Source organism: Chitinophaga eiseniae (genome assembly GCF_900167135.1).
In the GTDB taxonomy this organism is placed as follows: Bacteria; Bacteroidota; Bacteroidia; order Chitinophagales; family Chitinophagaceae; genus Chitinophaga; species Chitinophaga eiseniae.
In genome coordinates, this window is sequence record NZ_FUWZ01000001.1 from 256,406 (window position 1) to 270,358 (window position 13,953).

11 protein-coding genes are annotated in these 13,953 nt (G+C 44.5%); 5 read left to right on the forward strand and 6 right to left on the reverse strand.

The window, feature by feature from the left end; translation table 11 throughout:
* Window positions 1–63: 63 nt before the first annotated feature.
* From B5D63_RS01015 to B5D63_RS01035, 5 genes are all read left to right on the forward strand, one after another.
* Window positions 64–1,011, forward strand: a complete 948-nt coding sequence (locus B5D63_RS01015; RefSeq protein WP_078666926.1) for a FecR family protein — start codon at window positions 64–66, stop codon at window positions 1,009–1,011.
* 99 nt (window positions 1,012–1,110) lie between these two features.
* Window positions 1,111–4,542, forward strand: coding sequence for a TonB-dependent receptor (locus B5D63_RS01020; protein WP_078666927.1), 3,432 nt, complete (start codon window positions 1,111–1,113; stop codon window positions 4,540–4,542).
* An 18-nt stretch (window positions 4,543–4,560) separates the two neighbouring features.
* Window positions 4,561–5,349: a hypothetical protein gene (locus tag B5D63_RS01025; RefSeq protein ID WP_078666928.1), complete on the forward strand. Its 789-nt coding sequence runs from the start codon at window positions 4,561–4,563 to the stop codon at window positions 5,347–5,349.
* A 15-nt stretch (window positions 5,350–5,364) separates the two neighbouring features.
* Window positions 5,365–6,111: a hypothetical protein gene (locus tag B5D63_RS01030; protein ID WP_078666929.1), complete on the forward strand. Its 747-nt coding sequence runs from the start codon at window positions 5,365–5,367 to the stop codon at window positions 6,109–6,111.
* 106 nt (window positions 6,112–6,217) lie between these two features.
* Window positions 6,218–6,703 (forward strand): RidA family protein, encoded by a 486-nt coding sequence (locus B5D63_RS01035; RefSeq protein ID WP_078666930.1) that lies wholly within the window; start codon window positions 6,218–6,220, stop codon window positions 6,701–6,703.
* A gap of 30 nt (window positions 6,704–6,733) precedes the next feature.
* Here the strand turns inward: B5D63_RS01035 and B5D63_RS01040 are convergent, their stop codons facing one another.
* The 6 genes from B5D63_RS01040 to B5D63_RS01070 all read right to left on the reverse strand — a co-directional run bounded on the left by B5D63_RS01040 (window position 6,734) and on the right by B5D63_RS01070 (window position 13,335).
* Entirely contained in the window at window positions 6,734–7,336 is a 603-nt protein-coding gene (locus tag B5D63_RS01040) for a hypothetical protein (RefSeq protein ID WP_159455848.1), read from the reverse strand.
* A gap of 95 nt (window positions 7,337–7,431) precedes the next feature.
* Window positions 7,432–8,274 (reverse strand): DKNYY domain-containing protein, encoded by an 843-nt coding sequence (locus B5D63_RS01045; RefSeq protein ID WP_159455849.1) that lies wholly within the window; start codon window positions 8,272–8,274, stop codon window positions 7,432–7,434.
* Between the two features lie 406 nt (window positions 8,275–8,680).
* Window positions 8,681–10,336 carry a GmrSD restriction endonuclease domain-containing protein gene (locus B5D63_RS01055; RefSeq protein ID WP_200816886.1) on the reverse strand — a complete coding sequence of 552 codons (1,656 nt, stop codon included), beginning with the start codon at window positions 10,334–10,336 and terminating at the stop codon, window positions 8,681–8,683.
* Between the two features lie 324 nt (window positions 10,337–10,660).
* Complete coding sequence (locus tag B5D63_RS01060; protein WP_078666934.1) at window positions 10,661–12,064, reverse strand: Fic family protein; 1,404 nt, start codon at window positions 12,062–12,064, stop codon at window positions 10,661–10,663.
* Window positions 12,065–12,497: 433 nt separating this feature from the next.
* Window positions 12,498–12,953, reverse strand: coding sequence for a hypothetical protein (locus B5D63_RS01065; protein ID WP_143312722.1), 456 nt, complete (start codon window positions 12,951–12,953; stop codon window positions 12,498–12,500).
* The gene (locus B5D63_RS01070; protein WP_143312723.1) at window positions 12,871–13,335 is read right to left on the reverse strand and encodes a hypothetical protein; all 465 of its coding nucleotides are present in this window, start codon (window positions 13,333–13,335) and stop codon (window positions 12,871–12,873) included. Before B5D63_RS01070 ends, B5D63_RS01065 begins: the two co-directional genes overlap by 83 nt.
* Window positions 13,336–13,953: the final 618 nt, after the last annotated feature.

Sequence of the window (13,953 nt, forward strand, 5' to 3'; positions counted from 1 at the left end):
GTAACATTGAAAGGATAGTACCACACGCCCCAACCGGTATGTATATAGCAGGAGGACTGTTATATGAGACTACACAACCGGTTAAAATTACTTCAGCATTATTTAGGAGGAAAGATCAACGAGGAGCAGACCAGGCTTGTTGATGACTGGTATCACTCGGTCGATGATACAAAGCCTATCGGGCTTTGGCAGGAGGAAGGAAAAATAAATGCCATTAAGGGAGGGATTCATTTACAGATCCTGGAACAGATAAATACAAAGAAGGTAGTGCCCATGCGCGGCCGGATAGTGGCTGCTGCATGTATCATATCATTGTTGATCGGCGCATCCTGGTTTTTCCTGTTGCATCACAACAGGCAGTCCATTACCAGCTTCACCATAACAGCAGCTACGGGCGAAATCAAACAGCTTCTGTTGCCTGATAGCTCGAAGGTATGGCTGAAATCCGGTACTACGCTGCAATACAGCTCTCAATACGGAAAAACCGACAGACACCTGGAGCTGTTGGAGGGAGAAGCATTTTTTGAGGTGCAAAAAGATGATACCAGGCCATTTGTTGTAAAATCCGGAGGACTTGAAACAAAGGTATTGGGCACCGCTTTTAATGTACAGGCATACCGTAACCGTCCTTCTGTACAGGTGTGGGTGCAGCAGGGAAGGGTACAGGTGAGTGATAGTACGCAGGTATTAGCAGAACTGTCTAAAGGAAAAAGGCTGCAATGGAATACGGACGATGGCCGTTTCCGCGTTGACAGTCTCCAGTGGAAACAGGCGCAGGCCTGGCGGGATGGTGTTTTATTGCTGGAATCAGCTACTTTCTCCGAGCTGGCCAACGAACTACAGGACACATATGGGGTGACGTTGGTAACCTCCGATGCAGACATCCGTAGTCAGCACTATGACGCCAAATTCTTTATCCGTAAGACTTCCGTAAATGACATCATGGCCACCCTCGCGGAGGTGCATGGAATACAATACAAAATACAGGGAAACACAATCATCTTATATTAAAAGCAAAATCCCGCTGGTAACGGGATTTGCCAAACATTTCGGTAATGCCATTTTTTGACGAAAGCAACATTACCCTCTAAAAAAATCAATCATAAAGGTATGGAAAAAAAAGGAACAGGGATATCGACCCTGCCCCGGCGAAGGCTTGTATTGATGTTATGTTGGCTGATGCTGGCGGCATCGGGCTTAAAAGCACAGGCGCCCGGGAAGGTAAAGCTGTCTATCCGGTTTGCAAATGTAGCATTGGATGTTGCTATGCGGCAGGTGAAGGAAGCCAGTCCTGTGAACATAGCGTACGATGCCGGTAAATTACAGCTGGCACGGTGGAGCGTATCGCCGAAGGTCTTTAAACAGGCGGATTTGTCTGAAATCCTGCAGTACCTGTTACAGCAGACGAATGTCGGGTATAAAGAAGTAGCAGGAGGAATAGTATTATTTGAAAATGAGAAAGCAGCCCCCGTTAAAAAAGACAAGGGGCGCCTTACCGGTAAAGTGATAGACGAAGAGAACGGTGATCCTGTGATTGGCGCCACCATCCGTATCGGTGACGCGGGCGCGATTACAGACGATGCCGGTAATTTTTCGTTGCCGCTGCCCGGAGGACGTTATACGGTGATGGTCCGGTCCATGGGATATGGAACTAAGGAGGTGAGCGGTGTTACCATTAAAGAGAACGAAACATTTACTTTAAATGCTACGCTGAAGCGGCAGAAAGGAAACCTGGCCACGGTAGTGGTAAAATCCTCTGTGAGAAAAGAAACCACGGCTGCCTTGTACAGCCGTCAGAAAAACGAAGCCGGTATCACCAACGGGATCAGCCATGAACAGATGGCGGCGTTACCCGATAAAAACATCGGGGAGACATTGAAGCGTATTTCCGGTGTTAGTACCACAGACAACAGACGCGTCGTGGTGCGCGGTATTGCCGAAAGATATAACATGGCCATGATGGACGGGGCCGCCCTTCCCAGCACGGACGTGCAGGTGCGTGACTTTGAATTTGACATCGTTCCCAGCAACCTGGTGGATAACGTTGTCGTATCTAAAACAGCTACCCCCGATATGGGCTTCGGCTTTGGCGGAGGGATGGTGCAGATCAACACCATGGCTATCGCCGACAACAATTTTACCACTATCAGCGTGGGGAGTAAGTACATCAATGGGAGCACCGGAAAGGAATTTATGGGCTACCAGCGGGGAAAGAATGATTACCTGGGATTTGATGACGGTGGCAGGAATCATTTTCCCAAAGAGATCCTCACGCTCACACCGGGCAATTACAATCCCAAAAATCCTTATGATCACATCCCGCCTGCGGGCATTGAAAAAGTGACCCCTGAAATGATCGCGGACCAGAATAAAAGGATCGGCGGCCTGGACAGGCTGGGTACCCGCACCTATCGGGCAGCTCCCGGTCAGAACTACCAGTTCAGCCTCGGACGCAGCTATAACCTGAAAGACAGCCGTATCGGACTGGTAGGATCGCTGAGCTATCGCAACGAGCAGGCCACAGACGATATCCTTCATTTTGAACGCGGGGTTTTCAGCAAGCAGGGTGACAATCTGTATGATCCGGCAACAGGAGCGGAGATCCAGGAATCCAAAGCGCAGCAATACAATTTTACCACCAGCTGGGGAGCTTTGCTGAACGCGGGATGGAAAAGCAAACACCATCAGATCATCTCACGCAACTTTTATTCAAGGGTATTTGCCAACCAGTTTTTCCGCGTGACGGGCTGGGGTGATGGGTTCGGGTTTGGGGACAATCCCGCCATTAATGAATACGACAGACCCAAGTTTATCGATCTGCTGCAGAACAGGATCAACGGCGAACACACCTTTGGCCGTTTTAAATTCGACTGGGCCGTGGCCCGTAACCAGGTGACCAACCACGAACAGGATGCCATAGATGCCAACCTGGCCCCTATGACAACGCTGAACGGTATGGTATACAATTATATACCCGGTGGCTACATTGCCAACCCCGGACCGCTGAGCCGCTCTTCCTACCGGTATGTGGAGACCAACTGGATGGCAGATGCAGCACTCAGCTATCGGTTCCACGTCAGAAAATTGCCGCAGGTAGTCAAGGCGGGCTATCAGTACCTGGATAAAAGAGGGCATTATGACTGGAACGTTTTGCCGGTGGGAGCGGCCGGCGACTTTAAAGACATTTTTAAGCCGGTGCACCAATGGGATATGAGCTTTAGAGATCCGCTGAGAGGCGCATTTTATTATCCCGCTGCTTTCAATAACAACAGTTACGAAGGCAGGAATAACAACCAGGCCGGGTATGTGATGATGGACAACCGTTTTACCAGCTGGCTCCGCCTGGTATGGGGAATAAGGGCAGAGTACTACAGTTATGAAAAGGTAAAGGACGAGGCGGCAGACAAAATTTCGCAGGCTAACCTGGATGATTCGGACAAGCGGCGTTATGTAGACCCGGAAACCGGTAACCTGGTGCACAAAACCCTCGATGCCAGCGCGGAGGATAAGAAGTGGCTGTACCTGCCTTCGGCCAATCTGACTGTTACACCGTTTTCCAACTTCAATATCAGGGCGTCCTATGCGCAATCTGCTATCCGCCCGGCATTGATAGAGAACTCCAGTTTTGCCCGGTTTAACTACCTCTATGGCCGTATACAACGTAATACGGGCGTGGTGTCTACGCTGATCTCGCATTACGATCTGCGGGTGGAGTGGTATCCGCAGCCGGGAGAGGTGATCTCAGCAGGTTATTTCAGGAAACATTTCAAGAACCCCGTGGAAATGTACCTGGACATCACCAATACCAGCGGTGCGGTAGATCTCCTTACCGCCAACTCAGACTATGCCAACGTAAACGGGTTTGAAGTGGACCTGCGCAAAAGCCTTGGATTTATCTATAAAGGGGCGAAATTCCTGGACGACCTGTATTTCAGCGGTAACCTCACCATTCAAAACTCCGAAGTACAGGCGAGCGCTTTCCGTTATACGTCCATGGGATCAGGCGCTGATGTCAACAATGTAACTTATGCTTACCGCGGGAAAACATACCTGAGAGAAAAACGGCCGCTGTACGGTCAGGTACCCGTGTTGTACAACATCGGTCTGCAGTATGCCGGCGACCGGCTGGGCGCCAATATCGCCTTTAACCACTCCGGCTACAAAACCTTTACAGTAGGGATGCAGCCGCACTACTCAGAAATGGAGCGGCCCCGCGATCAGGTAGATGCGCAGGTGAGCTACAAATTCCTGAAGAACAAGAATTTACAGGTAAGGTTGAATATCAGCAACCTGACGAACAGCCCCTATCGTTTTTTTATCAACGGTAAAAATACCTACAGCCTGAAACCAGGCGCCAACGACATGACTATGAAAGAATGGTCGGATGTGTATGAATGGAAAGAAGGCTTTTCCCAGAAGTATGAGGAAGGGTATTATGTGGATGAACGCAGCGGGAAGGGAAAAGTCCGCGTAGGCGATACAGATACCTTCATCCGCAAGATAGGGTCTTCTTTCAGTCTCTCTATATCTTATAATTTCTAACGATCATAAACAAAAGAAATGAAAGTTTGTAAAACAAGCTGTTTGCTGTTGGGTGTTGTGGCCTTTTTGCTGGCCGCCTGTAGTAAAAACAACGATAATTTGCTCTATAGGAAGCAGGCGTTGTCCATTGCCATCGGTGGATACAATGCTACCAACGAGGTACTAACAGTGAAAGTGGATACGTTTACTTTACCATACAAGCTGGGAGCTGGCTCTTTTAAACAGGGAAGCGCTTTTACTTTCGGAGAACATCAGCATACGGTAAAGGTGAGCATCAGCGAAGAAAGTACCGGTAAACTGGTGTTGGAAAAAGAATTTACAAGGGAGGACAGCGCTGGAGTCTTCAGTTTCCTGTATATGGACGGCAAAGCGAGCAGTATGCCGGAAAAGCCGGCTGTGGAAAAGGGAAAGCTAAGTCTTATCTATATGTTCATTCCAAGTGTTACCCAATACAGTGAACCGGTGGATTTTGTGATTGGGAAATATTTTGTTGTGCCAAAGGTATTTGAGGAAGTCGCCCGGATAAAAAACGTGAAGCCTAATGAATTCAGCCCGGCCGCAACATTTCCCACTTTTCTCACGGGCCGGCAGGAATACAATGGCGTTTTGACGGCCGTTTCTTTTCAGGTGAGGATATACAAAACCGGGACCAATACGCCTTATGTGGATGGTACCGAATATACCTGGAACGATATTTCAACTTCTGCTCCCAAACCGGCATCGTCTGTGGCGGCCTCTAAACTCTACATCTTCTCAGAAGCTCCCGGTGGAAACCTGATGCGGTTTTTTACCCGTTTGGATTACTAAAAAACAAACCTGATCATGTCAAAGATAAAGTTACTCGGACTGCTGGTCCTTTTGATAATACTGAATGCCTGCAACAAGGAAGAAGAACTGACAAAAGCCATCAATGTGGAGGTGTGGGGCTATAATATCGGTGATGCCGAACTGGAAATGTCGGTTGATACCACTGTTTACCGAAAATTCACTACGCCTCCTAATATGCCTGTTACTTTTAGCAGGATATATACCTTTCCTTCCGCCAAAAAAGAGGTATCACTCAGCATAAAAGACAAGACATCCGGTAAGGAGGTGTATCAGCAGCAGCTGGACCTGGCCGGCAGCGAGCGGGAACTGTTTTTTCCGTTGGTGTTGATGAACGGCAGCATCATGAAAATAGCTTCCTCCACTGCAGATCCGGCTACCAACAAACTGGACTTCTATATCCATTATCCGCAAACTAACGAGGCGCTGGATATCTTTCTGAAGAACGAAGCCGGACAAAGGGTGAACATCGCTCAAAACGTAAAACCAGGAGGCTGGGTACATGCCAGTTATATACCAGGTGAAGGGTTTAAAGAAAAAAATAAAAAATATATGCTGTGCTTTACCAAAGCGGGAACAACAGATGGCTGGTATTTTGAGGACAGTGAAGGCAAAAGTACGGTAGACGAGTTTAGCTTATTGTTCCCTAAAAACGAAGAAAAGGGACTGGTACGTTCCTATTTTGTGACGCCCGGCGCTGCGCAGCTGGAAGTGATACGTTTGTTCAAAAGACCCAAAGTATAGAAGTTACTGCCCGATTATCATAGTTTACCGGAGTGTGTGGTGTTTATCGCCGCACACTTTTTTTATGTGCTGTAAATAGCTATCTTGAAATAAACTATCCATTGCTATGAGAAAACAGTTTTTTTTAAGCGTCGCAACCCTGTTATCGGTAGCCTCATGCGTTCATGCCCAGTCAGATAAATTCTCCGTTCAATTAATCAATCCGCCTGAAGTTGTCCAACCGAATGGCTATTCGCAGGCCGCCGTCATCGACCTGGGAGTCAGTAAAATGGTTATACTGTCAGGACAGGTACCGTTGAACGTCAAAGGAGAATTGATAGGGAAAGATAATTTTGAGCAACAGGCGGAGCAGGTTTTTGTCAACATACAAAAGATGATAACGGCTGCCGGCGGAAAGATGTCCGACATCGTGAAACTCTCTTACTTCATCCTGGACACAAAGCACCTGAAGACGCTGCGGGCTGTCCGGGATAAATATATTGACGTGCAGCATCCGCCAGCCAGTACGCTGGTGCAGGTCAGCGGCTTGTTCCGGGATGACGTGTTGCTGGAAATTGAGGCTACTGCGGTCATCAACTTGCCAAAGCATTGAAAATTTTGATATGCTGCCTAACGGGTTATGTTAACCCTTGATAGGGTCAGACGGCAGGGGAGGAGGTGGTGGAATATCCATTTCCTCCTTCTTAGAGAGGGGCTGAATATTATATATTTTCTTTAGTCGCTGGATAACAGCCGGGTGTTTTTTTAGTGCCGTTGGATCTGTTATGATAGTGATTTCCTGTATCTGGGGGTTCAAACGTGCCTGCTGCAGATCAGTTTCTGCGAACCTGACCATGATGGCAGCTACTGCCTTTAGCTTTTTCCTGGAATCCGTTTCTGTAAAAACGCTTTCAAGCCATATTTGTCCATCTTCATTCGGCTTTGTGTCAAGCAGAATTGTCTGAACGGGCTTGGCCCAATAATTGGCGGGAAAACTTTCTCTGAACCGGACAGCTGCTATCTCCAGGCTGTCTAAATTAACATTATGAGTCTCGCTGAATTTGAGCGAACGGCTTGCTTTAAACGTTTTAAATCCTCTGGCGGCATATATCACGTCGTCCACCTGCATGGACATTAACATTATCCGGTGTTCACCATTTGAGTTTAATAAAGCATAGATACAGGATTGAGAGAATACCTGTATCGTGGCTATCTGAAATAAAAGAAAGCAGAAAAATCTTGTCATAGCAACAGGGAACGTTTGATGTGAAGATAATCATCATTCGGATAATGCATGCAAGATGGTTTTAATCAAATTTCCGGGAAGAAGTACCCGATAACCTACACTTTCTTACCTTGTCTGTAGCGGTTTTCCTTGTCGTATCCGTAACCTGTTTCATCTTCCACCTTAAAATCAAATGCTTCGATACTTTTAGAGCTAATTTTTTTGAATGATTTGTCGATGGTGCGTACAAACCAGGCGAACTTTTCATCTTTGGCATAAAACTCGATGTCGCAGTTTCTATAGTAATCTCTGTCGGCCGCTACGCAACGGTCCAGAAAATGAAACGTCCGCGGATTTGCCGCGGCGACAATTTCTTCGCGGAAGAATACATGATCTTTGTCCAGCGCAACATTACTGATGAGTTCGGGCGCTGGAATTACGAAGGTAGTGGCGTCCGCGGGCACCGGCCTGGTATAGGCAGCATATATCTTTCCGTTGGCTTCGGCGTAGTGCTCATTCAGAAGGCGGGCGTCCGTGAGCCGGTAGGGCAATGGCTGTGCATAGTAATAGTCGTTGCACCCGTCTGTGCTGAATCCCTTTTTTATATCCGTGATCTCAAATGTGCCGGGGATGGCGCCTTCCAGCGTGGTGAAGGTACACATGGAGCTGTGGAGATAAACGTTGTTTTTATCCCGAAAATAAGTAGTCATCGGCGTATCGTTTTCCTGTATCACCTCAAAAGTCTCCAGGTCTATCGCCTTGGTATGCCGGGTGAATACGCGGGAGCTGTTACAGAGAATGCCTTTATGGTCTTTGGAATAATTTTCTGATAAGGGCTGCCAGGTGTCAAGATGGGCTTCTACCGGGACTTTAAACAACTCATCTCCCGATTTTACCGTAGCATAGGGTGGGTCAATGTTGATGACTTCATATTGTTTTAGAAATTTGCCTTCCTGCATGATAGAATTTTTAGGTTTCTCTATGGGCATTGCTTGTGCCGGGTTAATATATTTTGCAGACTTTTAGCGATCTTAGATGTATCGTTTGTTAAGGCTAATATATAAAATATCATGTTACTTTTTACAAGCGGATATTATCACTGTGCGGTGTCGGGAGACGTAATAAGATTCTTCCGGAAGGATAACGAAGAATGGATGGAATGGAAAGGAGCGGGCTGGGAAAAGCTGGGGACGTGGTCGATTGTACAATATCCGGAGAAGAGGGTCTTTACGTTTACATATAATTATACGCGGGAGGAAATGGGTAGAATCTCCAATCAAACATTATGCGAGATTTTCCCTCATGGCGATACAACTCCCGTAATAATCTAAACCAATTTTATCTACCATTCCACTACCAAATAGTCTAATTTTTTATTCCGGTATTGCAATATGGGTGTGTCAGTTGTCCATTGTCTATAGTGCCTAAGCCTCCGTCCTGTTTTCGTTGTTTGTGGTCAATAGAAATTGAGTTTCTATGGATAAGTCCTTTACAGATCCCACATTTAGGAGCAGTACTCAATGCATTGGTGATGTAAATGGCAGATTTCCTCTCTGGGCTAAAGTCTTTTGACTCTATTGACTCTCGTTCTGTTGAAAGTGATAAATAACGGTAAGTTTCTTTCTTTACTAAATTTTCGGCAGCTTGATCAATGGTATTTCCTGGAATATTCAATTGGTCAATGATCTCGAAGTAAAAATCCTTGATGTGGGGAAAACTGGCTAGGGCGCTTCTATATCTTCTGACAATTTGCTGTACTATGTAATCATATTTTAATAGAAAAGCTTCAAAGTACTCTCTTACAGTTATGAATTTTTTATACTGCCTGTTTTGTTCCAGATCCATTATGAAAGAGACTGTTGCATAAAATGATGCTACTTTATGTCTCCCATCATGAGAGTAGAAGTATATTATTGGATGCAATCCAAGTGATGAAGCGTGATTGCTATTTATTTTGTTAGCTATTTTTCGAACACCTTCCAGGTAGCGAATGGTAGCTTCTCCGGTTTCATCATCAGGAAGCTGTTCCCTGAAATTGTCAGGTATATTGTTGGTAATATTAACAAAATCCAGGATTAATGGGAGTGTTGCAGCTGAATAAACTTTGCCACCAATTGGAATATCAAGTGTTTTTATCGGAATTTGATAAAGAGGGGTGAAAAGAATGGAATTAATTTCCTTTGCCAGATCTTGGACCTTTGTTTGATTCTCTGGAGCAAAGCTGGACCAATACTTATGTCCTTTACCGCTTCTTATTATCGCTCGTGCTGCTATACAGTTAGGCTTCTTTCTTGACTCAAGAAGTATTAACTCGGTTTTGTTAATGGGTGCAGCCTGTTGGTTAATCTTAAAGAAGGAGCTTTCAGCTTTATTGGCGTCTCCTTCCACCCACTGCAGCTGGATAGCTAGTGCACTAAGGTTTTTTGCTCTTTGAACAATGATAGGTTTTACTTTTTCAGGGCTTTCCAGCGCTAATTTGAAGTCTTTATATGAACCAATTCTCTTGGTAATTAGCTTTCTTGCTGCTGTGCCAAGTTGTATTTGATCATCAGGGAGCACGCTATCATAAAACTTTTTTGATATTTCCCCGTCCCCGTAATCATCATTAATCCATGCATGCAAAGAGCTGAGACGGTGGGAGCCGTCAATTACGAAAACATAACCAGATGGGCTTCTCCATAATATAAGCGCCGGGATTAAATCTCCGTCTAAAAAGCTTTCAATGAAATCGGCAATCTTTTTTGCATCCCACTCGTTTGTTTCTCGTTGAAAGTCTGGTTTTCGGATATTGGAAAAGAAAAAGGAATCATTTTTTAAGTCCTCAATTGATATTGTTTCTTTCTTTTTACCAGGATTGATAGTTTCCTGTACTTCAAAATCTTCTCTTTGAATTAAAGCGTCTAAATTTATTTTGGCCATTGTGAATAAAATGTATTTAATGTTTTGGTGATAGATCTGAATGGTTTCTCTGGGGTGGTGTATATGCTCTATGAATATTATCATGAAATGCAGTTCGCGCATGACAGTTAACATAAATGGGATATAGTTGATTTTTTATTTGGGAATCATTGACAATCTATAAATGGAGTGAATATAAAAGGAAATATAAGTCATTCTTTAATGCAAGCCAATTTTTTAGTTGGCAAAAAAATCTTATCAAACGCACAGGTTGAGTTGTTCTTTGAAAATGGTCAGCTAAAAATGAAGCATATGTATGACCGAAACAAAAAGGCTTTTAGAGAATTTCTCTAAAAGCCTTTTTCTTCGTAGCGAGAAAAAATGGATTGTTTAATCAATTCACGCAAGATTTGAAGGCTTTTGCCAACCTGCCGAGGTGACAGATTGTCATTTTCTGCGCCATACCTCTTTCCATTTTTCAAATTCTGCGGGTCGGATATAATATCGAGCAAAGTTGCCGTCATGCAGAGAAAGAAGTTCTGTATCGACAGTTTCGACAAACTTCCGCTGATCTGCGATAGGAAGTCTCAACGACTTAGCATTAATTATGATTGCAGCTTCGTCCGGTGTCATGGCATTCGATACGATCTCCGTTACAAGGGCGCGAATTTCGTCCCGGTATTTTAGCCGAAATGGATCGGGTTCTCCCAATGACTGACGTAATGCGGCATAACGCAACGCTGAACGCTCATAGGCCCATATGAATACATCTTTGAATAATTCAATGCGATTGAGTTCGTACACGCCCAACATGCCTTTGACGTACATATCCTCTGGCACATCGACGAAAGCCAGTGGGGCAAGGTTAAGTCGATTCAAGGGGATATTTGCAGCAAGACGTGATACACGTTTATTCACATCATCAAAGGACTGTAGGTATGGCAATTGCACCATGATAAAGAAGGCTTGCTCAAAAGGGTCGGCTATTTCCCTGGCCTTTTCCAACATGATTTCGAACATTTCTTCGATCTGCTGCGGTATCCCCAACGGCGTATAAACAGAATTACCAATACCGACCCCAAAGCTGCGCAGTCTACCCGATGCACCGGGGTCTGCCAGAAGGTTATTAGACAGCAATGCGTGCAAGTTGGTGATGGTATAGCGGTTGAAACCGATTTCTTCTGCGGATTGCACGATGAATTCAATGGCGTCCTTATGGTTCAGGATCATCTGCGCTTCCATCGCCGATTTATTATCGGCGGCCTTGCCCTGAGAAATAAGCTGCTGTGTATCAAGTAAGCTGTAGGTATTTCCTTCAAGACGGCTAGAGTTCCACGAAAGGTCGATCAGTAGTCTTTGAAGAATTTCCTTCGCGTAGGTGCCCGCGGGCTGATTCAGCTTCGCGGTCTTTCCCAATTCGGCCAATTTGCGTTTATCCTCCGGCGACAGGTAACTATCAACGTTTGGGCGATACCCGCGCAGAAAGTCTGTATTATACCCCACTGGATGACGAACGGCAGTAGACCGGGAAACGGCTGCCAGTATTTCTCTTCCTTCATCAGACAGGGGGATTATATCTGCCTCGGCTCCATTGGCCGCTTTATTATCTTTTTCTTCCGTGGAGTGGGCGGGTAGTTCCGCCAAGCGGTAGAGCATGGCCCGTGTTCTGCCGGACGTTGTAACGATCCCTTGTTCTACGAGCTTGTCCAATCGCCTTAATAACGTGCGCCGTTCCAGGTCTAAACCTGTTTCTTTTTTAATACCTTCAATGGAAACCCCATCCTTGAATTTTTCAAGGGCTTTACGGATGACTTCCATTTCCCGATCTATGGTTTCTTGACTAGCTCTCATTACGACACAAAATTTATAACAGGCATTTTAGCGAATATACCATTTTTATGTCGCAATGTCAATGTATTGCGTCACAAAAGTGTGGCTTAGTGTCCAAAAGTGCGATTTAATGTCTTAAACGTGAATTTAGTGTCCTAAAGTACAGTTTAGTGTCCTAAAGTACAGTTTAGTGACCCAAAACGCGATTTATGTCGTAATAATAAGTATTGAGACATAAACCATAAAATTTCCCATTGTTTGGAATCCCCCGCCGGGAGGGAAAAGGAAGGATGGCGCAGCGGCGCCTCTCTTGGTTTAGATAAGGTGGTTCGTCACGAGATGTCCATGAATCCCCGTCTCGAAGAGCTTTTGCGTGATGGCAATATCCGCCCTGCTTGCGCATAGTCACTCGAGGGTAATTATGATCCAAAAAAGGAGAAAAATTATATCTAGGTTACTTACCTCTCCACAAATCGTAAAGGTCTTGTATGTAGGCCCCCAATTCCGAAGATGCCATTTCTACATCAAGAAATTGGTTCATTAATTTATTCTGAATGTCAATGATATTTTTTACAATGACATGCTCTTCCTTTCCTGTTAACTTTCTTACTCTTTCTTTGATTTTGTCTAAATTAACTTGATAGGGATATTTTCCTTTATATTTTTTTCCATGCATTCTCAGCAGTCGTCGGCCCTCTTTTTGCCGTCCGTTTAGGTTTGGGAGGTCGTCTAAATAATCAGAGTTTTCACGGATATACAAGCAGAGTAGGAGAATGCTATTTAAATTTTGGGGTTTTCTATTCTCGCTTTCGTATTCTCCAAACAAATCATTTAAATACCAAAACCTTTTGAGTGCACCGTAAAAGTTTACCACGGCACTCTCTTTTTTTATAAATGCTAGTCTTCTCAATTGCTTCTATTTGGGAAATAATTAGCTTTTGGGCTGTTAAATTCAGTTGTTTTGCTATTTGCCATTTTGCTAGAATCGTTTTTAAAGAGGCCTCAAAGTAGTCTGGTGTAGTAAGAGTTGATTTTTTGTGATCTTCTGTGGGATTAGCTGTGAAATCAATATAATAGTAACCAGGACGGCTAGTGTGCCCTGGCATGGACACTTTACCCCATTTATTGATAGATTTGGTTAGCAAAGCAAAATATATAAGGAGAGCCAATTCAATTTTTTGATGATCGTTTTCACCTCTATGATAGACAGCGTTTCTTACTTCATGAGTAAACTTAATTGTTTCTAGTTCTTGTTCTGTGATAATTTTATGATCCTTTATAAATTTTAACATTCGGTCATATTTGCCCACTTGGGCCTGTGATCGAATTTCGAGTTTTCGTATCCACACTGCGACTGCCACCATACCATGTTGTACTGTCCCACATAAGTATATTTTCTGCTTTTCTATAAAGCATTACTTCTATTAAATTGTCAAATAGTATGACAGCAAGTGCCTTGTCTTGTGGAATATCTGAATTTGCGAAGGCGATGGCTCTCTCCAATTATAAGAGTGTCTGGTTGATACGATACATCTGTAAATCTTGTCGTTAGTTAAATTACGTCAAATTAGCTATACCGTCGGCTTTTTTATTGTAGACAAATACCAATTATTTTAGCATCACTAAAGTGTTTTGTTTTTTGCATCAACAATATCCGGTCTCCTTGGGCTTATTGCCTTGTCAAAAAATAAGCTGTACCTGAGGGGTTACCAAATATTGCAATCTTCTTATGGGGGGCTCCTATATCCAAATAATCTATGTAGTTAGACAGCATCATATTTCCAAAATAGCTTTCGGGTTTCAACGTGCCGCCGACAATATCTAACCTTGAAAAATTGCTTACAACGACTTTGGAAAAATTACAGAACCTGCGCCAGATATGGGTTTCGGGGGATTTAGACAGCAAGCGG

Coding starts and splice junctions, on each gene's coding strand:
- B5D63_RS01030 (WP_078666929.1), top strand. CDS start 5,365: ATGTCAAAGATAAAGTTACTCGGACTGCTGGTCCTTTTGATAATACTG.
- B5D63_RS01025 (WP_078666928.1), top strand. CDS start 4,561: ATGAAAGTTTGTAAAACAAGCTGTTTGCTGTTGGGTGTTGTGGCCTTT.
- B5D63_RS01040 (WP_159455848.1), bottom strand. CDS start 7,336: ATGACAAGATTTTTCTGCTTTCTTTTATTTCAGATAGCCACGATACAG.
- B5D63_RS01035 (WP_078666930.1), top strand. CDS start 6,218: ATGAGAAAACAGTTTTTTTTAAGCGTCGCAACCCTGTTATCGGTAGCC.
- B5D63_RS01045 (WP_159455849.1), bottom strand. CDS start 8,274: ATGCAGGAAGGCAAATTTCTAAAACAATATGAAGTCATCAACATTGAC.
- B5D63_RS01015 (WP_078666926.1), top strand. CDS start 64: ATGAGACTACACAACCGGTTAAAATTACTTCAGCATTATTTAGGAGGA.
- B5D63_RS01060 (WP_078666934.1), bottom strand. CDS start 12,064: ATGAGAGCTAGTCAAGAAACCATAGATCGGGAAATGGAAGTCATCCGT.
- B5D63_RS01070 (WP_143312723.1), bottom strand. CDS start 13,335: ATGTTAAAATTTATAAAGGATCATAAAATTATCACAGAACAAGAACTA.
- B5D63_RS01055 (WP_200816886.1), bottom strand. CDS start 10,336: ATGCGCGAACTGCATTTCATGATAATATTCATAGAGCATATACACCAC.
- B5D63_RS01020 (WP_078666927.1), top strand. CDS start 1,111: ATGGAAAAAAAAGGAACAGGGATATCGACCCTGCCCCGGCGAAGGCTT.